The 24,940-nt window shown below is 41.3% G+C and carries 19 protein-coding genes; 12 read left to right on the forward strand and 7 right to left on the reverse strand.

What is annotated here, in order from left to right; translation table 11 throughout:
* The first annotated feature begins 20 nt into the window (after nucleotides 1-20).
* From DWW91_RS01265 to DWW91_RS01275, 3 genes are all read left to right on the forward strand, one after another.
* The gene (locus DWW91_RS01265; protein WP_122326709.1) at nucleotides 21-2,165 is read left to right on the forward strand and encodes an alpha-galactosidase; all 2,145 of its coding nucleotides are present in this window, start codon (nucleotides 21-23) and stop codon (nucleotides 2,163-2,165) included.
* A gap of 15 nt (nucleotides 2,166-2,180) precedes the next feature.
* Entirely contained in the window at nucleotides 2,181-3,278 is a 1,098-nt protein-coding gene (locus tag DWW91_RS01270) for an aldose epimerase family protein (protein WP_233584375.1), read from the forward strand.
* Between the two features lie 135 nt (nucleotides 3,279-3,413).
* Nucleotides 3,414-4,769, forward strand: coding sequence for an ATP-binding protein (locus DWW91_RS01275; RefSeq protein WP_009860599.1), 1,356 nt, complete (start codon nucleotides 3,414-3,416; stop codon nucleotides 4,767-4,769).
* Nucleotides 4,770-4,797: 28 nt separating this feature from the next.
* On the opposite strand, the gene DWW91_RS01280 is transcribed toward DWW91_RS01275, so the two are convergent.
* Nucleotides 4,798-5,967 (reverse strand): aminopeptidase C, encoded by a 1,170-nt coding sequence (locus tag DWW91_RS01280; protein WP_046145769.1) that lies wholly within the window; start codon nucleotides 5,965-5,967, stop codon nucleotides 4,798-4,800.
* A 31-nt stretch (nucleotides 5,968-5,998) separates the two neighbouring features.
* Nucleotides 5,999-7,609 (reverse strand): dipeptidase, encoded by a 1,611-nt coding sequence (locus DWW91_RS01285; protein WP_122326711.1) that lies wholly within the window; start codon nucleotides 7,607-7,609, stop codon nucleotides 5,999-6,001.
* 106 nt (nucleotides 7,610-7,715) lie between these two features.
* Between DWW91_RS01285 and DWW91_RS01290 the strand changes: the two genes are divergently transcribed.
* Nucleotides 7,716-9,290 (forward strand): beta-N-acetylhexosaminidase, encoded by a 1,575-nt coding sequence (locus tag DWW91_RS01290; RefSeq protein ID WP_122326712.1) that lies wholly within the window; start codon nucleotides 7,716-7,718, stop codon nucleotides 9,288-9,290.
* 69 nt (nucleotides 9,291-9,359) lie between these two features.
* Here DWW91_RS01290 and DWW91_RS01295 read toward each other — a convergent pair whose 3' ends face one another.
* The 5 genes from DWW91_RS01295 to DWW91_RS01315 form a co-directional block, all read right to left on the reverse strand.
* Entirely contained in the window at nucleotides 9,360-11,141 is a 1,782-nt protein-coding gene (locus tag DWW91_RS01295) for a DEAD/DEAH box helicase (RefSeq protein WP_122326834.1), read from the reverse strand.
* Between the two features lie 123 nt (nucleotides 11,142-11,264).
* Nucleotides 11,265-12,323 carry a tyrosine-protein phosphatase gene (locus tag DWW91_RS01300; RefSeq protein WP_010801290.1) on the reverse strand — a complete coding sequence of 353 codons (1,059 nt, stop codon included), beginning with the start codon at nucleotides 12,321-12,323 and terminating at the stop codon, nucleotides 11,265-11,267.
* A gap of 76 nt (nucleotides 12,324-12,399) precedes the next feature.
* Nucleotides 12,400-13,323, reverse strand: coding sequence for a carbohydrate kinase (locus tag DWW91_RS01305; RefSeq protein ID WP_010801291.1), 924 nt, complete (start codon nucleotides 13,321-13,323; stop codon nucleotides 12,400-12,402).
* Nucleotides 13,324-13,342: 19 nt separating this feature from the next.
* Nucleotides 13,343-13,954 carry an SIS domain-containing protein gene (locus DWW91_RS01310; protein WP_009860606.1) on the reverse strand — a complete coding sequence of 204 codons (612 nt, stop codon included), beginning with the start codon at nucleotides 13,952-13,954 and terminating at the stop codon, nucleotides 13,343-13,345.
* 58 nt (nucleotides 13,955-14,012) lie between these two features.
* Nucleotides 14,013-14,807: a DnaJ domain-containing protein gene (locus DWW91_RS01315; RefSeq protein ID WP_122326713.1), complete on the reverse strand. Its 795-nt coding sequence runs from the start codon at nucleotides 14,805-14,807 to the stop codon at nucleotides 14,013-14,015.
* A gap of 523 nt (nucleotides 14,808-15,330) precedes the next feature.
* On the opposite strand from DWW91_RS01315, the gene DWW91_RS01320 reads away from it, so the two are divergent.
* The 8 genes from DWW91_RS01320 (at nucleotide 15,331) to DWW91_RS01355 (ending at nucleotide 24,937) form a co-directional block, all read left to right on the forward strand.
* Nucleotides 15,331-17,019, forward strand: coding sequence for a hypothetical protein (locus DWW91_RS01320; RefSeq protein WP_122326714.1), 1,689 nt, complete (start codon nucleotides 15,331-15,333; stop codon nucleotides 17,017-17,019).
* A gap of 200 nt (nucleotides 17,020-17,219) precedes the next feature.
* A complete protein-coding gene (locus tag DWW91_RS01325; protein WP_122326715.1) occupies nucleotides 17,220-17,594 on the forward strand; it encodes a DUF3244 domain-containing protein in 375 nt (124 codons plus the stop codon).
* Between the two features lie 71 nt (nucleotides 17,595-17,665).
* Nucleotides 17,666-19,495, forward strand: a complete 1,830-nt coding sequence (locus DWW91_RS01330; protein WP_122326716.1) for an O-antigen ligase family protein — start codon at nucleotides 17,666-17,668, stop codon at nucleotides 19,493-19,495.
* Nucleotides 19,496-19,559: 64 nt separating this feature from the next.
* Nucleotides 19,560-19,808, forward strand: coding sequence for a hypothetical protein (locus DWW91_RS01335; RefSeq protein WP_122326717.1), 249 nt, complete (start codon nucleotides 19,560-19,562; stop codon nucleotides 19,806-19,808).
* A gap of 246 nt (nucleotides 19,809-20,054) precedes the next feature.
* On the forward strand, nucleotides 20,055-21,233 hold the full coding sequence (locus DWW91_RS01340; protein WP_122326718.1) for a DUF4221 family protein: 1,179 nt from the start codon (nucleotides 20,055-20,057) through the stop codon (nucleotides 21,231-21,233).
* Nucleotides 21,234-21,250: 17 nt separating this feature from the next.
* On the forward strand, nucleotides 21,251-21,709 hold the full coding sequence (locus DWW91_RS01345; RefSeq protein WP_122326719.1) for a hypothetical protein: 459 nt from the start codon (nucleotides 21,251-21,253) through the stop codon (nucleotides 21,707-21,709).
* 19 nt (nucleotides 21,710-21,728) lie between these two features.
* Nucleotides 21,729-24,074: a hypothetical protein gene (locus DWW91_RS01350; protein ID WP_233584376.1), complete on the forward strand. Its 2,346-nt coding sequence runs from the start codon at nucleotides 21,729-21,731 to the stop codon at nucleotides 24,072-24,074.
* Nucleotides 24,071-24,937, forward strand: coding sequence for a DUF1573 domain-containing protein (locus tag DWW91_RS01355; RefSeq protein WP_122326720.1), 867 nt, complete (start codon nucleotides 24,071-24,073; stop codon nucleotides 24,935-24,937). Before DWW91_RS01350 ends, DWW91_RS01355 begins: the two co-directional genes overlap by 4 nt.
* Nucleotides 24,938-24,940: the final 3 nt, after the last annotated feature.

The raw sequence follows: 24,940 nt of genomic DNA on the forward strand, positions 1-24,940 counted from the left end.
TTAATGTAAAGATGTAACTTATGAAGAAGCTGTTTATCGTATTATTTGCTTTAATGGCAGGGATGACTTGGGCACAGCAATCTCCTGTTACTGCCGGCAGCGACGGAAAGTCGTGGACATTGGCAACACGTTCTTTTATCTATCAGATCCGTGTTTCGGATCAGGGAAAGGTGAATATGTTCTATTTTGGCGATAAAAGTCAGAATCCGGACATGCTACGGAATCCGCTGGGAGAAGAAATAACTGTCCGTGGCGGTTATTCTGCTACGACACCGATGCTGGAAGCCGTTTTTAAAGACCGGGTAAGGGATATAGAACTCACTTACGAAGGGTCGGAAATGCTGACGCAGGATGGGTATGCCACATTGGTTATCCGTCAGAAGGATAACTATTATCCGTTGGCTGTTACCGAATATATCCGTGTTCTGCCGGAATACGATTTGCTTGAGAAATGGGTAGAAATAAAGAATACCGGAAAGAAAGGGAATATTAAAATAGAAAATGCCCAGTCCGGAACGTTCTTTCTTCCGAAGAACGCTTATGAGCTGACGCATCTGTCCGGCAGATGGGGCTATGAATATCAAATGAATGTAACCAAACTGACACAGGGATTGAAGACGATTCAGACAAAAGACCTGCGTTCGTACGGTTCTTCTTTCTTTGCAATCAGACCCGAAGGCGAACAGGAGGAGACTTGCGGCGAAGTATGGTTCGGCTCGTTACAATATAGTGGCAACTGGCGGATGGACTTTGAGAAATATGCTCCCGGCGAAGTTCAGGTTACCGGAGGAATAAATTTCTGGGACCAGTTGTTGGTTCTACAGCCCGGAAAGAGTTTTACCACTCCTAAAATGATGATCGGATATACCAACCGGGGGATGGAAGGTGTTTCGCAGAACCTGGCTTCGTTTACCCGTGAGAAAGTTCTGTATCCTTCTCATCGCGATCAGGTTCGTCCGGTTTTATATAACAGCTGGTATGCTACCACTTTTGATGTGAATGAAGAACATCAGCTGGCTTTGGCAAAGATCGCAAAAGATTTGGGCGTTGAAGTCTTTGTTATTGACGACGGTTGGTTTAAAGGGCGTATCAACGATAAAGGCGGTCTGGGTGACTGGACGGTCGATAAGAATAAATTCCCTAACGGTTTGCAACCGATGATCGAGAAAATCAATGCTCTGGGACTGGATTTCGGTATCTGGATAGAGCCGGAAATGGTAAATCCGAACAGTGACCTGTACCGCCAGCATCCCGACTGGGTGTTCCATTATCCGAACCGCACCCGGCATGAAACCCGTAACCAGTTGATGCTGAATCTGGCACGTGAAGATGTCTATCAGTATTTATATAGCTGCTTCTCTACGTTGTTACGTGAAAACAATATCAAGTTTATCAAATGGGATATGAACAGAGGGGTGACGGAACCTGGATTTCTGTCGGCTCCGACCGATGAACAGCGGGCCGTTCGTATTAAATACATTGAGAACCTGTACCGTTTGTTTGAAACATTGCGTGCGGAATTCCCGGAAGTATGGTTTGAAAACTGTGCCGGAGGTGGCGGCAGGGTAGACTTGGGTATGATGGCCCGTACCGATTTCTGCTGGGCAAGCGACAATACCGACCCGGTGGAACGTACGTTTATCCAGTATTCTTTCCTGAATGCTTTCCCGTCTAATTCAATGATTAGCTGGGTGACGCAGGAAGATTGGCATAACCAGAGGCATCCGCTTGAATTTAAGTTCGATGTATCCCTGTGCGGTGTCCTGGGTGTTGGTTATGATATTACGAAATGGTCTGATAAGGAAAAAGAGGTTGCCCGTGAGAAGATTGCTCTTTATAAAGAAATCCGTGAAACAGTTCACAAAGGTGATCATTACCGTCTGATATCGCCTTACGAACATAACCGGAGCGTACTCCAGTTCGTCAATAAACCAAAATCCGAATCAGTTGTATTTGTATATAATCTGGCGGAATATCCGGATAATGCCATACCGGAAACCAAACGTTCTAAAAAGGTAAAGCTGCGTGGTCTGGAACCTGATACCTCTTACCGGATTGAAGGTATGGATGGTCTTTATGCCGGTCGTCAGTTGATGAATATCGGAGTGGAATTTCCCTTGTACGGAGCATTCAAAAGCCGTATATTTAAGATTGTAAAACAATAATACATGGTTTGTCAGATGAATTTATTGTCTGCATCAGCATTCAGCGGAGAGGGTTCAACCTCTTCCGCTGAACTGGTTACACTAAAGAACCGTAATGGCCTTGTCGCCCAATTCACCAATTATGGTGCCCGTAGGGTGAGTATGTGGACACCCGACCGTGATGGCTGTATGGGGGATATTCTCCTTGGTTTCGATACGCTCGACGGCTATTTGACGGCAGGCGAGCAATATCATGGTGCGATAGTGGGCCGTGTCTGCGGACGAATTAATAATGCCCGTTTTACCTTAGAGGGACAAGAGTTTTTACTGGCTTCCAATGATGCCTATGGAAAACCTGTCCGCAATCATTTGCACGGTGGAATGGCCGCTTTTCACAATCGTTTCTGGAAATCCCGCCTGTTTGTCACTCCTTCCGGAGAGGAAGCTGTTGAATTTACAACCTGTTCCCCAAACGGGGAAGAAGGCTATCCGGGAAACCTCGAAGTAAAGGTGACTTACTTGCTGAAAGATAATAATACCCTGCGGATGGAGTGCGAAGCAACAACCGACCGCCTAACACCTGTCAATCTCACGAATCATGCTTTCTTTAACCTGCAATCATCTTCTGGTATTACGGATAAAAAGAATGTTTTATCTCACAATCTAACCCTGAATGCTTCCGCTATCATTGAATGTGATAATGAATTAATCCCTACGGGCCGGTTATTACCTGTAAACGGTACCTTGCTGGATTTCCGTTTGCCCCACACTATTGCTTCGTCTTTGACAGAAGAACATTCACAAATACAAAAAGGCAAAGGTTTTTCCCTGGCGTATGCTCTGGACGGAGAAAGTGGTGGAGAATTGAATTTTGCTGCTTGTTTATCAGATGAAATCAGCGGAAGAAAGATGGATATTTATACAAATCAACAATCTGTGCAGGTATATAACGGTTATTTTATGGACGGAACGGATATTGGAAAGGGGGGTACTCCTTATTATGCCAGTGCCGGTATCGCTATCGAAACCCAGGGATATCCGGATGCTCCGAACCAGCCGTCTTTCTTCTCTATCTTGATTGATAAAGTGGAAAAGTACCGGCATATCACTGAGTATTGTTTTCTTTCGGATTGAAATTTACCCTTACTTTGTTTCTTTATCAGAGCAAATTTACCCCTACTTTGTTCCATTTGAGCGCATAATTTACCCTTACTTTGTGCCTTTGCTGAATATAATTGTTATCTTTGTCATTGTATAACAGTATGATATATGGAATTTCGAAGAAACATAGAAGATAAGTTAAAGGCATGGAGCCAGTCACCTTTCCGGAAACCGTTGGTTTTGCGGGGAGCCCGACAGGTAGGAAAGACTACGGCTGTGAAGCAGTTCGCTGTCAATTACGAACAGTTTATTTACCTGAATCTGGAAACGGATGATGCAAAATCGTTTGAGGGAGAGCGTGATATACACAAAATAGTTGATCGGATCTTTTTCTTGAAAGATGGCGAAAAGGGGAAGGCTGATACATTAATCTTTATAGATGAAATTCAGGAAGTCCCGTCTGCTTTGAATATGCTGCGCTATTTTTATGAAGAATATCCGGAATATCATGTGATTGCTGCCGGTTCTTTGTTGGAATCGCTTTTCGATCGGGATGTCAGTTTTCCGGTAGGGCGTGTGGATTATCTTTATATGTATCCGTTTACGTTCGGTGAATTTTTGGAAGCTTTGGGCGAAAGGAATGCATTGAATGCCTATCGTCAAGTTCCGGTTCCTGATTATGCGGTTGATAAATTGATGCAGCTATTTCATACCTATACGCTGGTAGGAGGAATGCCTGAAGCGGTGTATCGTTATGTAGTCACAAAGGATTTATCGCAGGTCAAACCTGTATATGATTCGCTTCTTCTGTCTTACCTGGATGATGTGGAGAAGTATGCGAAAACAACGAATCAGATGCAGGTGATGCGCCATTGTATCCGTTCTTGTTTTGCGGAAGCGGGTGAGCGCATCAAGTTTGCCGGATTCGGGGAATCGGCTTATTCTTCGAAAGAAGTAGGAGAAGCGATGCGTACTTTGCGTAAGGCGTTAATTCTGCATCTTACTTATCCGACAACGCAGACGATGCTTCCTTTTACCCCTGATATTAAACGGTCACCTCGTTTACAGGTATTGGATACCGGCATGCTTAACTATTTCTCTAATATACAGAAAGAAGTGTTTACTTCTAAAGACTTGAATAATCTTTATAAAGGAAGGATTGCCGAGCATATCGTAGGGCAGGAACTGATTGCTCACTCTGATAATTATCTGCAACCTCTTCAGTTTTGGATAAGAGAGCAAAAAACTTCCAATGCAGAGGTTGATTTCTTATATCCTTCTGCTTATGGCCATATACCTGTGGAAGTGAAAGCGGGAGCTACCGGACATTTGAAATCATTGCTGATGTATATGGATTTATCCGGAGCATCTTTGGCGATTCGTTTGTATGCAGGACCTTATCACCAGGAAGAAATTAAGATTTCCGAAAGCAAGAGTTTTACTCTTATAAATATGCCGTATTGTCTAACAGGTATGTTGTCTGCTTATATTGAGTCGTATATGGCTATTAAGGAACGCGGATGACGCGAGCTTCCGCGTTCCCTAATTGTTTTTATAAGCCTAATTTTGTTTTGATAGCCTTCGGGATCGCGTCTTTATGAACCATTACATAAATGGTTTTGGCGCGGACGAAGCTTTCCGACATATTCAGGTAGCCACCGAATTTGTTACGGTCTGTGCCCCATGAATTTTTGGTGATGTAGTACTTGGTGCCGTTCTGGTCCTTGGCGATACCGGTCAGATGCATCAGATGGTCATCGGTAGTCACGAATGCTTCGAAACCTTCCTGACGGACTTCTGGGGTTACTTTTACTTCCGGATACGGCTGTTCGAACTTGTATACTTCTTCCAGGCGCTCTTTCTCGTCCATCTTTTCGAAACGGGCACGGTCGGTATTCGAAAGGTCTTCCACCTTCTTTACTTCCGGGTTGATGGCTACGCCATTCTTAAAGGAGAAGCCTTTTTCGCTGACATCACCGTCCCAGCATACGGTGAAACCGTTGTTCAGGGCATAATCGACTGTCTCGATCATTTCGTCGAGTGGCAGGTTGTACATAAGCTGATGTTCCCAATTGTCCGGTACTTCGATGTCGAATTTTACGTAATACGGATGATGGGTGAAGCTCGTCAGTTCGATGTAATCGTCCATATTCAGTCCCAGGGATTCAGCAAATGTCTTGGGAGTATATTCTTTCCCTTTGTAAGTGAATGTAGCCGGAAGCTGTCCCAGGTAGGTATCGAACAGGTTTTGTATCAGTTTGTCGTATTCAGGGCTGCGTTTCTTATTTTTTACCGCAACATCAGCGATAGCTTTCATATATTGAGCCATTTCGCTGTGATTGTGGCGTTCGGAATTGTAGTTGATCCCTTTGTAAACCTCTTCGGGAACGATTCCTACCTGACGGTATGCATTTTTAAAAGTATGTGCCAGACTGCCTTGTCCGATATTTCCTTCGCCACGTCGCAGGTAATTATCCTGTAACTGGTTCATATATTTCTGGCGTACGATGAACATTTCAGAGAGGTCGTATTCTCCCTTTCCCATGCGTAATAACTCCGATTCCATAAATGAGGTGGTGGCGAAACACCAGCAAGTACCGGTGGCTGCCTGATTTTTTACCGGGGTAGCCGGAACTGTCACGACTTCGGTAAACTGATAGCCTTGGGCGAATGCGCTGAGTGCGGAAAGTAGCAAGGCGCAGGATATGAATAATGCTTTCATAAAATATGATTTAATAGTTTGTAATCGTTATTTAGAAACCTCGTGCAAACATTTTCCAGAACTCGTCAGCCATTTCGCGCCAGCGTTGCATGGCGGCGCCGGCAAAGTCGGAAGTATAGCCGGTCAGATAAGCATTTGCAGCTTCATCGCCTTTCGTTTGTTGGATTTGTTTGTATTGAGCTTCAACAAAAGGTAATTCTGTTTGTCCTTTTTCTTCGAAATGGGCGATGGCTGTTTGCATTTTCTCTTTTGTCAGTCCCCAGCGTACAGTTGCCAGTTTATTGGCTTCGCGGAACGACCAGATGGCGGCATCGGTACGATGGCGATGCTGTCCGCAGATACCGAAACTCGGAGGAAGTGCGGTGGAACCGGAGAAAATAGGAATACGCGGGCTCTGTCCCGGATTGTCGAAAGACAACCAGGCAACCCCTCCGACTGCATCAGGCAGCCAGTTTCGTAACTGGATAACATGGGAGTAAGAACATTGGGGAACGGCTACCAAACGGTTGCGGTCGACCGTCCTGGGTTTTACTTCATTCAACATATTGATCATATCGGTCGTCATCCAGGGATTGGCTGCCGGACTGGTGATAGAATCTTTATCCGAACTGTCTTTCTTTTTGGATGGGACTTTCAGATTTTTGGTTGTATCCCAGTCTGTCCCTTCATAGGTTGCACGCAAAAGCGCCATTACATCGGTTACGGCTACCTGCTTATCCGGTTTTACGCTCAATGGCAGTTCTTCCGAATCATACGATAGCTTCAGGGAAGGAGCAAGGCTGTTCAGGATAAAGAACTCACGCAGGCTAAACGATTTCGGTTCGCCGAAATAATTCCCTCCGCTGTAAGCCTTCCAGAAACGGAACGGTTCCTTCCCATCCCAGAATCCCATCTTTTTGGCAACATCGAAGACATTGGCGGACGCCATATAATTGTCTTTATCCTTTAAATCCAAAGTAGATATGCGGGAGATATTAGCCGATACACTGACATGGTCGTCCGGAATGCGGACAGCTGCCCAGACACCGCCGATTTTGTCCGGCCCTTCACCGAAGACTTCAAATATCCAGACTTCATCCGGGTCGGCAATTGTCAGACATTCGCCGGAATCGCCATAGCCGTGTTCTTTGACCAGTTCACCGATCAGGCGAATGGCATCGCGGGCAGTCGTGCAGCGTTGAAGAGCGATCTTTTCCAACTCTTCGATCATGAACATGCCTTTCTTGTTAATCAGTTCTTTCCGTCCGGAAATGGTCGTTTCGCCGATGCCCAGTTGTTTTTCGTTGAGGCAAGGGTAGGAGGTATTCAAAAACTGATAGGTGGAACGGGCCTGCGGGATGGTTCCTTTTAACTCGACGTTGGTCTGGTCGCCCGGATATTCCGTATGCATCCGTCCGTTCCGGATGGCGACGGTCGTGTCGCGGTCATAGGTGGCGGCCGGAACAATATCCATCCAGGTACGGTAATTTCCGTCGCAAGTGTGGCTGGTCATTACCGAGCCGTCGGCAGAGGCTTTCTTGCCGACCATAATACTAGTGCAACTTTCCGGTGTGTTGACCGGTTGGGCATATTCAATCTCCTGCGCAGTTGTGATCAGACAGTGGCAGATAAGTGTAAGAGTAAAGAGAAACAATCTGTTCATGTGTTTGTCATTTGATTTAATGGCTAAAGATACAAACTGTATCGGAATAATTGCATATATTTGCCCAAATCTAAGGTGTGTACGATAACATAACAATTATAATCCCATGAGAAAACTATTATCTATTGTAGTATTGCTGGCTTTTCTTGCTTTGCCGGCATTTGCACAACTTGCTTTGTTCCCCACACCGGCGAAGGTTTCGGGAGGCAAAGGATCGTTTACAATCGGCACGGCTTCCCCGATCAGCGGGAATGGCGGATATGCCGATGAATTGGCTAAAAAACTACAGTCTGAACTAAAAGGACTGGGTTTATCAGGAACACCTTCCAAAGGCACGGTTCGACTGGTATTGGATGAAAAACTGAAAATGCCGGATGAGGCTTATTCATTAACAGTCAGTCAGGAATCCGTTTTACTGGAAGCCTCTTCGGAATCCGGCCTTTTCTATGCGAAAGAGGCCCTGAAACAACTGGCCCGTTTTGGAAAAGGAACAGTGAGAGCTTGTAAGATCACAGATCAGCCCCGTTATGGCTGGAGAGGTTTTATGCTGGATGAAAGCCGTCATTTCTTCGGTAAGGAGAAGGTGAAACAATATCTGGATATTATGGCTTCCCTCCGTATGAATATTTTCCACTGGCATTTGACCGACGAACCGGGCTGGCGTATCGAGATCAGGAAATATCCGAAGCTGACCTCTGTCGGTGCTATCGGTAACTGGCATGATCCGGAAGCCTCGGCTAAATTTTATACCCAGGAAGAGATAAAGGAGATCGTGGCTTATGCGGCAGAACGTCATATTATGGTAGTGCCGGAATTCGATATGCCCGGACATGCTACCGCTGTCAGCCGTTCTTATCCGGAACTGTCCGGTGGCGGCGAAGGCAAATGGGACGGTTTTACTTTCCACCCCTGCAAGGAGACGACTTACCAGTTTATCAGCGATGTTCTCGATGAAATCGTCTCTTTATTCCCTTCTCCATATATCCATATCGGTGGGGATGAGGTTCATTACGGTAACCAGAGCTGGTTTACCGATCCCGAAATCCAGCAGTTCATCAAAGATAAAGGATTGCAGAATGAAACCGGACTGGAGCACTATTTCGTGAAACGCGCAGCCGATATTGTAGCCTCTAAAGGTAAAACCATGATCGGTTGGGATGAAATCATCGATGCCGGTGTTTCTCCCGATAAAGCAATTGTGATGTGGTGGCGTCATGACCGTAAACACCAGCTGGTAAAAGCGCTGGAGAATGGTTACAATGTGATTATGACACCGCGCCGTCCGTTTTATGCAGACTTTGTCCAGTATGGCGAACATAAGGTGGGCCGTCTGTGGAACGGTTATAATGCGATCGAAGATGTCTACCGTTTCCCGGAACCTATTATTCACCTGACGAAAGATTATGAAGACCAGGTGATGGGCTTACAGTTCTCATTGTGGACGGAACGTGTGGCAGATGAGAAACGTCTGGACTTTATGACTTTCCCCCGCCTTGTCGCTGTTGCCGAAGATGGCTGGACACCTGCCAAGGTAAAAGAATGCAGTCTCTTTATGAAGAAGTTGCCTGTTTTCCTGCAATATCTGGATTCATTAGGTATCTATTACTTCAATCCGTTTGATCCGGCTTCGACTCCTGAGCCGAATGCTCCGGAAAAAGAAGATGTGTTGCAGAATGGTTGATCTGAAATAAAAAGAAGGGACGGAATCTATTACGATCCGCCCCTTCTTTTTGTTATCTATAATTATAGATTAATATCTTTTCTTACGGGCATTGCGGTCTGACGTTTCACGTCTCCACGGTTTTTCGCTGTTGCGTCTGTCGGTTGTGCTGCCGCTGAAACCACCGTCGCGTTTGCCTTTATAGCCACCGCCACCCTTATAACCGCCTCTGGAACCACTGCCACCGCGTGAGTTATTTCCTCCACGGCTGAATCCTCCACCCCGGCTGCTTCTGCCTTCGCCTTTGCCCTGCGCAGGCTCAACGGAGATGCGGCGTCCTTCGATCTCGAAACCGTTCATGCTGTCCATTACGCGCTGTGCTTCGCCTTCCTCTACTTCGAAGAATGAGAAGTTGTCGCGCAGGTCGATCTTGCCGATGCGAACCTTACCCGGTACGCATTTGTTGACAAGTTCGATCAGTTGGTTCGGATATAAGCCGTCTGATTTGCCGAAGTTCAGGAAGAAGCGTGAGAAACCTTCTTCTGCATTGTGGGCACGGCGTTCGCCGCGTTCTGCACGGTCGAGACGGGCCGAACGTTCGTCTACTTCCTGTATCTCGTCAGCATCTTTATAATAGTCGATCATACGGTTGAATTCCAGCGAAACAACACGTTTGATGATGTCTTCCTTGTCCAGCCATTCCAGTTTACGATAGATCTGCGGCATCAGTGTTGCGATCTCTTCTTCGTCCACCTTCACTTTTTCGATCTGGTCGACGAGGTTGAAAAGCTGCTTTTCACAGATGTCGTGTCCGGTCGGCATTTCACCTTTTTCGAATTTCTTCTTGATGATATTCTCGATCAGACGTATCTTACCTTTTTCCTTTACGTGGCAGATGGAAATAGAAATACCAGTCTTGCCGGCACGACCTGTACGGCCACGGCGGTGAGTATAAGATTCTACTTCATCAGGTAAACCGTAGTTAATTACGTGAGTCAGGTCATCCACGTCCAGTCCGCGGGCAGCGACATCGGTAGCAACCAACAACTGAATGTTTTTAACACGGAACTTCTGCATCACATAGTCGCGCTGCGCCTGGCTCAGTTCGCCATGCAGCGAATCGGCGTTGTAACCGTCCTGTATCAGTTTGTCGGCAATTTCCTGTGTTTCCTTACGGGTACGGCAAAAAACGATACCGTAGATGTTCGGATAGAAGTCGGCAATACGCTTCAATGCCAGGTATTTATCCTGTGCACGAACCATATAGTAGATATCCTTGATATTCTTGTTACCTTCGTTTTTGTTCCCGATAACGATCTCTTTCGGATTCTTCATGTACTTCTTCATGATGCTGGCAATACCCTGCGGCATTGTAGCGGAGAAGAGTAACATGTTACGTGCGGGGGGAACCTCAGCCAGAATCGCATTGATGCTGTCGGTGAATCCCATGTTCAGCATTTCGTCCGCTTCGTCCATAATAACGTTCCGGATCGTACCCAGATCGACTGTCTTACGGTTCATCAGGTCGAGCAGGCGTCCCGGTGTCGCTACCACTACATGTACGCCACGTTTCAACGTCTTGATCTGACTTTCAATGCTGGAACCTCCGTATACCGGCAACACCTTCAGGTTGTCGATATATTTGGAGTAATCATTCAGGTCGTCGGCAATTTGCAGACAAAGTTCCCTGGTGGGACAAAGTATGAGTGCTTGAGGCTGATATCTTGTCACATCGATCTTCTGCAGGATGGGCAGACCGAAAGCGGCTGTTTTTCCTGTTCCTGTTTGTGCCAATGCAATTACGTCGTTGTCTTCTCCCAGCAAGAAAGGAATCACTTCTTCCTGTACCGGCATGGGCGATTCGTAACCCATTTCTTGAATTGCCTTCAATATGGGGGCGGCAACTCCTAATTCTTCAAATGTTTTCAAAATGTGATATATGTGTATATAATAAATTCAGAGGGTACAAAGGTAGATAAATAATTCGGATTCACATTAATATAACATAATTTCTTTTAATGTATCCCGCTTCTTATCTGTCAGATGTAATCCTTTTGACAGATATTTGTCTACCGAGCCGTAATCTTTCCGGATCCGTTTCAGGACCAGGTCGATCAACCCTTCGTTGACAGTGACCAAAGTGGTGATCGTTTCCTGTGCGTTTGTACTCAGGTCGCGTGCCATATAGGCCAGATGTCCGATATTGATATTCTCGTTGGAAGCCATGTAATCTTTAATGATCGTTTCTTCCGGTATTCCGAGAGCAAACAGCAGTATGGCGGTCAGGTAACCCGTACGGTCTTTTCCCATCGAGCAGTTAATCAGGATCGGATAATTATCCTTATCCAGAAAAACATCGAGCGCCTTAGCGTATTGTTCGCTGTAATCAGTAACGTACTGCAAATAAGTGTCCTGCATGAACAGGATTCCGTCTCCTTTACGCATCCGGTCTTCCTGTATGCGGGCAACTACATGATCCATATTCTTTATGGGAATAGGGATGTGTACGATGTTTGCATTGGAATAACGTAGCGGACTGGCTGCTACTTCATCATTCCCGCGCAGGTCTATAACCGTTTTGATATGCAGATTGTTCAGACGGATCGAATCCCATTCGCTCAGGGAGCTGAGTTGTCCGGAACGGAATACCTGTCCCCAGCGGGTCGTTTTATGGTTGTGGGCAGTCCCGTAGCCACCGATTTCCCGTAGATTCTGGAGGCTGTCCATCGATACGGAGCGGGCACCGATCGTCTTGAAATATTTATCGTTGAAAGACAACAGGAAATATTTACGCGACATATTATCGTTGGTGATATAAGTCGTGACACCGTCTTTTATGTTGGCATATCCTGCGGGAAGAGATCTGTTGAACGATTCGGGATCGTCGGAAACATACATCTTAAGTATACCTTCCATTTGCGGTTCGGTTTCCCATTTCAGAATATAATTCCCTATATCATCGCGCAGGCAGAGCGTCCGTATTTCCGGACTGTTGGAGGAACAACCCGTTATCAACGTAACACAAGCAAACAGAGAAAAAATCTTTACTAACATCGTCTTTCTAGCATACATACATTACAAAGATAATAATTCCTGCCCTTTTTCGTACCGGAGTTAATGATATTTAAGACTACTGGCGGTATGAGGTTGCAAATTCTTTAGAAATGTAATTATCATAGCTTTGGCATACTTCAGACGCAAGGTCCATGCCGCAGCGGATAATCTTTTCCCAGGTTTCTTTGCTCATGGTCGAAAGATCATGATATCCGATATTATATTTCAATAATCCGTAAATGATACCGGCATTGAAATTATCTCCGGCACCGATAGTACTGACCGGATTGATCATGTCGGTATCGAAATGTTCGGACAATTTGCCTGTGTACAGATTCACCCCGTTTGCCCCGTGTGTGGAGATGAACCGTTCACAGTAAAATTTGATATGGTCGGCATAGACCCGTTCTACCTCTGTCTTTCTGAAAATATTGAAGAAGTCTTCGTCCGAACCACGTACGATATCTGCATATTCCAGATTTTCGAGGATGGTGGGAGTGAGGTATATCGCTTCATGGGCGTGCGCTTTCCGGAAGTTCGGATCATAATAAATGATCGCTTTCCGTTCTTTCGCATATTCCAGAAATTCAACCATCCGTTCTCTCAGAGCCGGATTCAGGGAGTAATAGGAGCCGAAAATAAAGATATCGTCCTCATTGATGACCGGTAGCGGTACTTCCAGCCGTTGTTTGGGATAATCTTTATAAAAAGTGTAATTGGCATTGTTTTCATTGTCGAGGAAAGCCAGCGATATCGGACTCTTCCCGTCCGGGAAACGGTCTACAAATTCTGTCGAGATATGATTCTCTTCCATGAATCTACGGATGATCTCACCTACATGGTCGTTGCCGACTTCGCTGATGAAAGAAACCGGGACTCCCAGACGCCCCAGCGACACCAATCCGTTGAAGACTGATCCGCCCGGCACGGCTGTGTGCGGCTGGTCGTTCTTAAAGATAATGTCGAGAATCGTCTCTCCGATGCCAATAACTTTTCTCATATAATGGGCTGTTTATAGTCTATTCGTTCTTGCTCTGTTCGCGGCTTTTCGATCCGAGGTAACCGCCGTGATGCCGTTTGGCATAGTCTTTATTGTTGAAATTGATCCTTTTCATCGTACCTACCACCAAAATATCCCCGATAACGGTCATCACCGTCGTTGAAGTGGTCGGAGTGAGTCCCAGCGGACACACTTCTTTCGGAGCTCCCGTAAGCAGGCATACGTCGGCATCTTTTGCCAGCGAACTTTCCGAATTGCTGGTGATAACGATAAATTTCATGTCGGGCACCAGACCGCGTGTCAGTTCTACCAGTTCCAGCAATTCGCGTGTCTTTCCGGAATTGGAGATCAGTAACATGATATCATTGTCACGCACGATACCCAGGTCGCCATGTTGTGCTTCGCTGGGATGCAGGAAAAAGGCCGGCGTACCGGTCGAACTGAAGGTGGTAGCAATGTTCATGGCAATCTGGCCGGCTTTTCCCATTCCACTGGTAATCAGTTTTCCTCCCAGTTCGTGAACATATTTGACAATAAGAGTTACTGCTTCTTCATAGCCGGAGGTTACCGGGATATTCAGTACTGCTTCAGCCTCCTGTTGCAGGATGCAGGCGATTGCTTCGTGTGACATAGATACTTTATTAATTATACAATTATCCTAACAGTGTACAAAAATACGATTAAAAAAATCAATTCATTCCCCGGGCTTTATAAATTTTTGCCTTAGCATCATTGATGCGCTGGAATTTTTCGTTGGCCGCTTTGTGGATATCTTCTCCTAAGGCAGCCACTTTGTCCGGATGATGTTTCAGGGCAAGCCGGCGATAGGCGGCACGTACTTCTTCGTTGGTTGCTTCCGGTGTTATTTCAAGAACCTTGTAAGCCTCTTCCAGCGTATTTGTTTCCAGATTAAGCATCGACTCGACCTCTCTGTCCGATAATCCCATGGATAAGGCTACTTCTTTGAGAGCTTCTATCTCTTCCGCGCATACATGCCCGTCGCTTTTGGCGATCTGGGCCAGAAAAGCCAGGAGTTGCAGGCGTTCTTCGTAACTCAGGTTGTATGCGATCTGTGTTCCGCATTCCCGGATGGTATTTTTGAAAGCCATCGGATTTTCACGATCCATGCGTTTCTGTTGTTCGAAAAGGTTCAGTAAAATCTGTTCCCCCTGGGATACGGCCATTTCTCCGAAATTTCTTCTGAGGAACTGGCGCACAAACTCCATTTCACTGTGCATGATCCGCCCGTCGGCTTTGATGATGTACGATGCCATCACGAGCATGGAGAAAAGGAAGCTGTTCCGCTGGCCCGTATATCTGTCTTCCGGGGAGGGTTCACTTTCATAACTTCTTCCGCCGTATGCCTGTCCCGCCTGATTGATTCCTTCATCAAACAAAGAGCCGAATACGATTCCGGCCAGAGCGCCCAAAGGCCCTAAAGCCATAAATCCGATAATGCCGCCGATCCATTTTCCTATTCCCATACGATTTTTGTATACTTTTCCGGCAAAGATATGAATTATTTTATTGGGATGATATATGATATGTATAAGGAGGATGAGAAACCGTTTCTTTGTTCCCGAACAAATATAAAATAGATCCCGATGTTTTTGGATTTACTATACGTACTAAACAGAATTACTACGGCAGCTAATCAATGGTTGATAACCATCAACCGATTGGCCGACAATCATCAACCGTTTGGTTCATAATTATCAACCATACGGCTGATAATTATCGGCCGCTGAAATGTAACGGTTGTCTCAATGAAGAGAATGGAGTAACTGGTTGGTAATGAAGTAATAACTTTGACAAGCGAAGATAAGGATAAAACTGCTGTGTTGCAAGAAAATTTTGCTTTCTTCAAAACCATTACGGGTTTATTTTAACCGATGAAAGGGAAACCTTGAAATTCCGCGAAAGAAATTGATTCTATCCACATATTAATGTAATATAAAATCTTATATTTGCCACATAACGAAAATCGTTGATCTAAATGCTCTGAATATGAAACCGTTTAAGCAAGTTTACCTTATTATTATTGTGATTGGCCTTTTGTCTTGTCATTCAGGGCAACTCGATAAAGTATTACAGCAGGCAGATTCTCTGATGGAGAATGACCCGGATCGTGCATTGGCACTTTTATCGTCTTTCCCTCATCCGGAAACATTGAACCAGGCAGACTTTGCCGCTTATCAGTTGATGTATACGAAGGCGAAGGATAAATGTTATATGGATTTATCCTATGATACCACCCTTATTTTAAAATCATTGGTATACTATAAAGAACAAGGCAATGCTTCTCAAAAAGGCTGGTCGAATTATTATGCAGGCCGTGTCTATGAAGAGGCCGGAAAGCTATTTGAATCCGGATTGTATTTCCTGAAAGCGGCCGAATATGCGGGGGAGATACCTGACCATCTTTTGGGGATGATGGCTAATTATTATTTGGGTGAGTTGCATGATAGGCAATATGCTTTTGATAAATCGCTGGAGGCTTATAAAACATCGTATGCTATTTATGGTCAAACCTCCGGAGAGAAATATACAGGAACTTTACTGCATGCGATTGGTTCCGAGTTTGGAATAAACGGCAATCGGGATAGTGCTTATTTTTATTTGGAGAAGGCATTGGAACTTACTCGTGAGCGGAATGATTCTGTGGAAATAGCTGCTATATATAATGATATAGGACTTTATTTGAGAGAAGATAGCCAATATCCGAAAGCAAAATATTATTTCCAGCAATCATTGTCATTTGACAATGATAGTAGTAGGATGATAACTCGAAAGATTACTTTAGCTGAAATTCATGCATATTTGAATGAGCCGGATTCAGCGCTTTTTTTGTTGGACGATGTGAAATCTATAGTGGAAGCATCGGATGATATAGAAATGCAAGCTATTTATTATTCAGCCTTGGCTGAAATGGAAACAGCAAGTAAAAATTATAAAGCTGCATTTCTTAATCAGAAGCTATATATCAGCTGTGTTGATTCTGTTTATAGGCTTCAGCGTAAAAATTCATTGGCCGAAACGGAGCAAATCTATAATTATATAAAATATCAGGAAGAGAATGAAAAATTATATATGATACAACATAATGCTATTGTAATCAGCCTGGTTATTTTGGTGGTATTTATCATTAGCATGATTTTTATTGTTTTGAAAAAACGGAAGAAAAAACAGGATTTGTCGAATGCAGAGGAGACGGTAGATACTTTGCGAAAGATGGAAAAAGAAAATCTGGCATCATCTGGTTGCTCCGATGGAGAAAAGGATAAGATGGTAAAAAAGGCATTACTTATGCAACTGAACATAACGAAAGTCTTGTCTCAACTGAATGAGAAATCAGATAAGGACCAGGATTTTCTTGAAAAATTTAATCGTTTGTTTTATGGAGAGCAACGTGCGAACAATGTAAATTGGGAAGATTTTTACATGTTGATTAATTTATTATATGATGGTTTTGCTGAAAAATTGCAACTAACCTATGCCAATATTTTGAATGAGAAAGAGATTCAACTTTGTTGTTTGCTGAAGGCTAATATGGAGACTACCGAAATCGCTTGTATAATGGGGCAAAGTATCAATACGGTTCGTACCCGGAAAACCCAAATACGGAAAAATATAAAAGCTCCGGATGCCGCTGATATTGTAGCTTTCATTGAAGAGAAGTTGAGAAATAAGGGGTGAATTCGTTGGCATATCGACCTGCATTTGCCAAATATTAATCATTGGAGGGGGAATATTGATTTTTCTTAAAGTGGTGCTTTGTATTATGTTGATTATTAGCTGGTTATAAAATTAACATATCGGTTAAATATATGTTAATAGAGGGCTGTATTCATGTGTATCTTATTAATTTTACGGTGTCACTTTAAATGATAATAGTTATGAAAACAAGAATGATTAGTGCAATGTTAACCCTTGCAATGATTTGTAGTACGACTTTTTTCGTGAAAGCAGATCAGGTAAAAATAAGAAAAGCAAAAAATACTACTGGTGGAGTTCGTTCTATCCTTTTAGATCCCTCTCATCTCATGGTTAATCAGGATAATAGTGTAATCCATGTTGATTTTCTCTTTTTACTGCGAGATGTCAATATCTCTGTTGTCAGTTCAGACGGCAGACAGATTTATCAACAAGTCGTTTCATCTCAGACTTCTTCGGTCGATATAAACTTAAGTGGAGAAGAGGCGGGAGTATACACGGTTTATTTTACTGATGCGACAGGGATTTGTTTGTTTGGTGAGTTTACCATATTATAAATCTGTTATATATCAATTGAAGGAAATCACTGTCTCATTTAGGGATTGTATTAAAAATACTTTTGAAAAACATGTTAATACTCAGGAAGACAAATAATAAGCAATGGTATGATTGGGCAATAATAGCACTATTGGTCATATTGTTTGGCTTGTTGCCTTCTGTTTGTTCAAATGAGCTAATGCAAGGGACGATGAGTGGAAAGATGTTTTTTTTCTTGTACGTGATTTTAATAGGTGGTATTCTAATTGCATTGAAGTTTATTACGAAATCATCTTTCTGTGTCTCTTTTAGTTATATAGATAGAATATTGTTTTTATGGATAGCATACATACTCATAAATGGCTGGTTTCAGCATATCCCTCTTTCAAACAGGCTTTTAGAGTTAAGTGGATTGGTAGTTCTATATATTTTATTGCGACAGATTGAACCATCAAGATTTGGAATTATTTTAATTGCAATGGTTTTAGGCTGTATTATTCAATCTGTTTATGGAAACTTCCAATTGTGGGGATACACGCCATCTAATCATGCATTATTTAAAATGACGGGAAGTTTCTTTAATCCCGGACCATTTGCCGGTTATCTTGCAAGTGTTTTTCCAATAATGATCGGTGGTCTTCTATTCAATAAGAAATATCTTTCACCTTTAGGGGAGACAGGCAACCTAATAATATTATGGATCGGGGTTTCATTGGTCTTACTGACATTAGTTGCTGCTGATTCACGTGCGGCTTGGTTGTCAATTGCCTTGTCATCTGTGGTGTTACTAGTCAAGCGATATTCTATAATTCAATTATTTAGAACTGGTACTTCAATAAAACGTAACGTGTTATTACTTTCTTTATTTGTTTTGATTGGAGTCTGTTTTATTGGACTCATGAAACCGAATGATAAGTCGGCAAACGGACGTTTATTGATTTGGAAGGTTTCATCTGGTCTTTTCATGCAGCATCCATTGATTGGTGTAGGATTTGATCGTTTCAAAACTTTTTACATGGATGAACAAGCTGATTATTTTAAAAACACGCTAAACTCTTCTGAAGCGATGGTTGCCGGGGATACCAACTATTGTTTTAATGAATTTATTCAACATGCTGTAGAGAATGGGGTAATAGGTTTGTTCTTTATGGCAGGAGTTTTAGTTTGTATATGTGTAGCTACAAGCAATTTGTTTAATAATGAATTATGGATTGCGAAAGCCGGTATAACTGGAATTATTGTTTTTGCTTTTTTCTCATATCCTGCACAAATTTTACCAATCAAAACCGGTTTGGTTTGTTATTTAGCATATATTGCAGATTGTACGGAGAAGAAGAAGGTTGGCTTTCCGCAAAAGGATGAATATGTTTTCAAACTAATATTGGCAATCTTTGCGATGGGAGTAATTTTTATTGGTTGTACCAGCCTGCCCGCTTATTATATTGCATGTAAAAATTGGAATTCAGCTTATCAATTTACCCAACTAAAAGACTATACAGCAAGTATAAATGCAAGTACAAAGGCATGGCCGTTGTTAAGATATAACGGTGATTTTTTAACTCATTATGGAAAAACATTGACTATGGCAGGTGAGCACAAACAAGCTGTGGAAGTTTTGAATCAAGCTGTTTCATTCTATCCTAATATCATTGTTTATACAGCTTTAGGTGATAATTACAAAATATTAGGAAGGATAGAAGATGCAGAACGAGCATATTTAAAAGCTTGGTATATGAATCCAAGCCGATTTTATCCAAAGTATTTGTTGGCGAAACTGTATGATGAGACGAATCAGAGTGAGAAAGCTATTACTGTCGCAAAAGAATTGTTGGATAAAGAGGTGAAGATTGAATCGACTGCTGTTCGTGAGATTCAAACAGAAATGAAAAATATTTTAAAGAAACATAAGGAGCGAGGTTGAGGTGTGTCGATTAATTGATACATTGATTCTTCGTTGAAGTATTAATATTTAAATAACAAACAAAATGAACGCAAAAGTAAAATTACTTGGTGCTGCCGCTGTCTTTGCAGTGGCAATGTTCGTGAACGCATCCGTTAATACGGATAAAGCTTCACAAGATGTAACACTTGCTGATTTGGCGTATGCCTCTGATGCAAATGCTGAATGCCCTCCGCCAACTGTAAAGAATGGGCGTTGCAATTGGTCTGGTACAAGATGCGCCTTGAATCCTTTTCCAGAAGATCAGGATTGCGATTTTTATTCAATGCCCTGATTGGTGAAACGTAAAAGAAAAGTTAAAAACGATTGATAATTAACCTTATTACAGATGTATATAAAGATTAAAAATCTAAATGGTTGTTTTTGACAATGTACACGTATTTTAATAAGGGTTGGCTGAAAATTGGAATATTAGATTTTATCCTGCTAAGAATCTATTGAAAGGGTATTAGATAATAAACTTATTTTTTGTCAACCCCTATATATTGTTTAGATTCAGATAATTTAATAATACATATTTATGTACAAGAAATGGTATTATGTTTGTTTGATTTTTGTTTTTGTTTCTTGTTCTCATGATATAGCACATATCAAAAATGCAGGAAAGGGAAAATTAAAGGCAAACTATCAATTAGTAAAGATAGAAGAAAAAAAATTTCAATTAGATTCAGAAACAGCTCCGAGACCGGTTTATACACAGATGTTTAAAGATAAGTCTGGAACTGAGTTGTTTACATTTTTCAATTCATATAATAAATCAATATATATTTATGACTATTTAAGCTCGACATATATTAGAAGTATTCACTATGATAACGAGGGTGCTAATGGCATACTTCATCCAATAGGTTATTATATAAAGAATATGGATTCAATTTTTGTTTATGATATGATGAAAATAGAAGTTGCATTAACTGATAGTTCAGGGTTTGTGAGAGACAGAATATCATTGAGAAACAGTTCTGATAATAATTGGGCTTTGTATTATCCTCAATATTCTCTCAGTACTGTAAATCCCTTTATAGAAAGACAGGGGAGGTTGATATTAACTGGTTTTGCTCCTTTTGCAATTCCTTCAGAAAATATAGACAACTTTTTATTTACAGCCTATATTGATTTAAAAACAAAGCAAATAGAATATCATCATAAATATCCTAATGTATTATATGGCTGTAATTATAATTGGGAAGGAGGATTTGCAACCATGGTTTATCCTTGTTTATCTCATGATGAGAAATTGATTTTTAGTTTTCCTGTATCACATGATTTGTTTTTTTATGATTTCAAATCAGAGAACTTAACAAAGTTATATGCGGGAAGTAATTTTGCAAATACTATTCATTCTATTGATCATGAACAAAGACGTACTCCCAATGAGTTGATAATGGAAAATTACATGCAGGAAGATATGTATGGAGCGATTCTTTATGACCCTTATCGTAAAATGTATTATCGTTTCCTACTGCAAGGTATGCCAGATGCTGCGATTGGAATGTCTACAGGTGAAAAACCTGTGGATATTATTATCATGGATGAAAATTTCAATTATTTGGGTGAAACTACTATAGGAGTAGAAAAAGAATGGAATTGGACAAACTCTTTTGTTACGCTTGAAGGGTTGAATATTGAATATACTAGTGGTGAAGGTATAGACGAAGATTATCTAACGTTCAAGATTTTTATTCCGAAAGTAATTTAGTAATAAATATTTGCATTATGAAAAAATATATCTTAAAAATATTCTTAGTCCTTTTAATAGTTTTTGGAGTGTCCTGTAAAGATCGTACAGATATAAAGGAAAAAGAATTTTTAATAAATTCTATTAAACAATTAAATATTACTTCTCAATGCAAATGGATAATAGTATTACCAGGTCTTGGTTGTCATGGTTGTATTCAGGAGGGTGAGTTTTTTATGAAAGAAAACATAACGAATACTGATATTTTGTTTGTACTGACAAATATATCTTCTTTGAAAATTTTTCAGCAAAAAACTAATATAAAAATAAATGACTATCCCAATATTTACATAGATAGAGATAATCATTTCAAGTTACCTACAAAGAATGGAATCTATCCTTGTATTATACAATTGAGTGATGGTAAACTTTTAAATTATTCTTTTCAATCTCCCACATCTGCTGCTTTTTTTACACTGGAAAAAAATAAAAAGTAAAAAATGTTTATATTGAGAAATGATGAAATATATAGTAGCCATACATAGAAAATATATTATTTTGTTGAGCATTATGCTTTCGTTTTGCTTTGTCGTTCGTTCACAACAATCTATGGATACTATAGTGGACTGTTTACAATCAAGATATTCTGTAATGCCTTCTGAACAGATTTATCTTCAAACCAGTAAAGGCATTTATGAAACAGGTGAAGATATTTGGTTCAAAGGCTATCAGTTAGATGCACAGACTATGGGACTGTCAGATAAAAGTAAAACACTTTATCTGCAAATGATTGATTTTAAGGACAGTGTTGTTTGGAAAGAAAAATATTTGATAGAAAACGGTATTGTCTCCGGACATGTTTATGTAGATGAAAAGCTACAGGAAGGCGATTATTTTTTGGAAGGTTATACAAAATATTCTTTTTATAAGAATGACACTATCGGGATGGCTTCTTCTCGTAAAATCAAAATAGTAAAGAATATATCTCATATCAGAATTCCTGCATTATCTAAAGACAGTATATTTCGGTTTGAATTATTTCCGGAAGGTGGAAATCTTGTTTATGGTATCCTCTCCAAACTAGCTTTCAAAGCGACAGACGGAAAAGGAAATCCCGTGAGTATTGAGGGGATGCTATGTCAGGACGGTAAACCGTTAAGTGAAGTGAAGAGTACACATGACGGAATGGGGACTATATTATTTATACCTCTCCAGGGAAAGAAGTATCAGGTAGAACTAAAAAACGGGAAAAATTATGATTTGCCTGAAATTCATTCTGAGGGGATGATTCTTAGGCTCTCTAAACAGAATAAGAAGAGCTTGGATTTCATTGTTACTCAGAGTGAAGGATTGCCGGATCAGCAGATTTATCTAATCGGACAAATGCGCGGAATGGTTTGTTGTATGGCGAAAGGTGTACTGAAAGACTATCTTAAAATAACAATTCCGCTGAATAATTTCTTTTATCAGGGAATAGCAGAATTCACTCTTTTCAACGACGCTATGCAACCAATAGCTGAAAGACTGGTGTATGTCTACCCGGAAAAAAAGCTGCATATCGTTATTGAACCGGACAAAAAAAGTTATGCTATCCGTGAAAAGGCAACAGTGAAAGTCCGGGTTACAGATGAGGAAAGCATGCCTGTAAGGGCAAATCTGGGTATTAGCATTTACGATCAGGCATACGATAATTCTGGCAATCCGGTAAATATCCTGACCCATTGCTATCTCTTATCTCAGATACGGGGAAAGATATATGATCCGGCTTATTATTTTAACGAAAAAAATAAAGACCGGGGTGAGGCTTTGGATTTGTTATTATTGACGCAGGGATGGCGGCGTTACATTTGGGACATGACAAATCCTGCCTATCAAGGAAATATTTTTTTAACAGACGAGATAACTGGTACGCAGACGGTAAGGAGTAATAAAAAAAATGTAAATGATCAAAAATCGGAACAACTGATACAAGTTTCCGGTCCGGAAGGCAATTCTTTATTTGTATGGACGGATTCTGCCGGGCGGTTTACAGTTGATCAAAATATGATGAAAGAGCTTCGAGGCGGTTATGTGTATTTAAAACCTATGATATTAGAGGAACTTAAACCGGTACTTGAAATAAATGATTTGTTTTCAGCTATTGATACAGTTAGAGGGAAAAGAGAGAATACCTATCCAGTGATTGATGTTCTCCAATATGAAAAAGAAGAGAATTTTACTCATCCAGTTGTAAGTCAGGATAGTACAATCTTATTAGATGAGATAACTATAACAGGAAAAGGGCGAAAGCCATTTCGAGATAAATTTATGGGACGATTGGATAGTTTGGCACAGAAAGATTTAGGTCCGTGGGTGTGCGCCGATGGGTGGCTGGAAAATTATAAAGAAGGGTATACGCATCACCATGATCCTCGTTATTGCCCATGTGTGGTAGATGATGGAGAGCCTAGAACAACTCCTGTTATTGGACACAGGTATCATATACAAAAAAATGAATACTTTCAATGCAACGCAAAAGGTGGCTGGTGTTTTAAACCAGTAGACAGCCAGTGGGTTATTTATCAAGGTGCGATTTATAGTGAAGAGGAATTATTAAGGATGAACAATTTTTGGCGCACTAAAGGTTATTATGCTGCGCGAGAATTTTACCAGCCAGATGAAGTTGATATGCAGTCCTCTATTCCGGATGCCCGTAACACTCTGTTATGGGAACCTTCCGTTGTTACCGATGAGAAAGGTGAAGTTATTGTCTCTTTCTACTGCTCTGACATCAATACCGGATTCACCTGTGTAGCGGAAGGTGTAGATGGGGCAGGGTTGTTAGGTACGGGCAAGTGTGAGTTTAGAGTAATAAGGAAATGATGAAAATACACAGATTGACAATAATTATTTTAGGGTTATCTCTTTTTGTTGCTTGTAAACAACAGAATAAGAAAACCGTGGATGCTGTTCTTGATAGATGGTACGGAAAAGAAATTCTTTTCCCTGAAAAATCAGTTTTTACCCGTTTATTAACGGATACAACTATTTTTGATTATTCGAAGTTTAACATGAAAATTCTGATCTATGCCGATACAACTGAATGTATGGGATGTAAATTGCAGTTAAATAGATGGAAAGAGTTTATGATTTCGGTAGAGTCTGCAACAAGTGATACCATACCTTTCCTTTTTTTCATTTACCCAAAAGATATCGAAGAAATGAGATATTTGATTCAAAGTGAGAATTTCGACTATCCGGTTTGTGTAGATTCTGACGATCTCCTTAATAAACTCAACAAGTTTTCATCCGATGTCTCATTTCTGTTAGATGAAAATAATCATGTTATTGTGGCAGGAAATCCTATTCTCGATTTAGAGACCAGAGATTTGTACATAGAAAAAATTGCAGGGAAAAAAGCGTTCAACAATCCAATCAAAACAACAGTAAATACAGAACAGACAATTTTTGACTTAGGTACATTCGATAAGACTGATATAAAAGAAGTTTTTGTAAAAATAAGGAATACAGGAAATAACCCGTTGGTGATTTTTGATGTCAATACCAGTTGCGGTTGTATAACTACTTCATTCGATAAACAACCGGTTAATCCCGGAAACAATATAGTAGTCAAGCTCAAGATAATACCCAATGAAACCGGATTTTTAAGTAAGGTAGTAAAGATTAGCGGTAATTTTGATAAGCCGATCGTAATAAATGTTCAAGGAAATATTACCGACTTGTAATTC

It is taken from the genome of Parabacteroides sp. AF17-3 (genome assembly GCF_003635445.1).
Classification (GTDB): Bacteria; Bacteroidota; Bacteroidia; order Bacteroidales; family Tannerellaceae; genus Parabacteroides; species Parabacteroides goldsteinii.

Coding starts and splice junctions, on each gene's coding strand:
- DWW91_RS01265 (WP_122326709.1), top strand. CDS start 21: ATGAAGAAGCTGTTTATCGTATTATTTGCTTTAATGGCAGGGATGACT.
- DWW91_RS01270 (WP_233584375.1), top strand. CDS start 2,181: ATGAATTTATTGTCTGCATCAGCATTCAGCGGAGAGGGTTCAACCTCT.
- DWW91_RS01275 (WP_009860599.1), top strand. CDS start 3,414: ATGGAATTTCGAAGAAACATAGAAGATAAGTTAAAGGCATGGAGCCAG.
- DWW91_RS01280 (WP_046145769.1), bottom strand. CDS start 5,967: ATGAAAGCATTATTCATATCCTGCGCCTTGCTACTTTCCGCACTCAGC.
- DWW91_RS01285 (WP_122326711.1), bottom strand. CDS start 7,609: ATGAACAGATTGTTTCTCTTTACTCTTACACTTATCTGCCACTGTCTG.
- DWW91_RS01290 (WP_122326712.1), top strand. CDS start 7,716: ATGAGAAAACTATTATCTATTGTAGTATTGCTGGCTTTTCTTGCTTTG.
- DWW91_RS01295 (WP_122326834.1), bottom strand. CDS start 11,141: ATGGGTTACGAATCGCCCATGCCGGTACAGGAAGAAGTGATTCCTTTC.
- DWW91_RS01300 (WP_010801290.1), bottom strand. CDS start 12,323: ATGTTAGTAAAGATTTTTTCTCTGTTTGCTTGTGTTACGTTGATAACG.
- DWW91_RS01305 (WP_010801291.1), bottom strand. CDS start 13,323: ATGAGAAAAGTTATTGGCATCGGAGAGACGATTCTCGACATTATCTTT.
- DWW91_RS01310 (WP_009860606.1), bottom strand. CDS start 13,954: ATGTCACACGAAGCAATCGCCTGCATCCTGCAACAGGAGGCTGAAGCA.
- DWW91_RS01315 (WP_122326713.1), bottom strand. CDS start 14,807: ATGGGAATAGGAAAATGGATCGGCGGCATTATCGGATTTATGGCTTTA.
- DWW91_RS01320 (WP_122326714.1), top strand. CDS start 15,331: ATGAAACCGTTTAAGCAAGTTTACCTTATTATTATTGTGATTGGCCTT.
- DWW91_RS01325 (WP_122326715.1), top strand. CDS start 17,220: ATGAAAACAAGAATGATTAGTGCAATGTTAACCCTTGCAATGATTTGT.
- DWW91_RS01330 (WP_122326716.1), top strand. CDS start 17,666: ATGTTAATACTCAGGAAGACAAATAATAAGCAATGGTATGATTGGGCA.
- DWW91_RS01335 (WP_122326717.1), top strand. CDS start 19,560: ATGAACGCAAAAGTAAAATTACTTGGTGCTGCCGCTGTCTTTGCAGTG.
- DWW91_RS01340 (WP_122326718.1), top strand. CDS start 20,055: ATGTACAAGAAATGGTATTATGTTTGTTTGATTTTTGTTTTTGTTTCT.
- DWW91_RS01345 (WP_122326719.1), top strand. CDS start 21,251: ATGAAAAAATATATCTTAAAAATATTCTTAGTCCTTTTAATAGTTTTT.
- DWW91_RS01350 (WP_233584376.1), top strand. CDS start 21,729: ATGATGAAATATATAGTAGCCATACATAGAAAATATATTATTTTGTTG.
- DWW91_RS01355 (WP_122326720.1), top strand. CDS start 24,071: ATGATGAAAATACACAGATTGACAATAATTATTTTAGGGTTATCTCTT.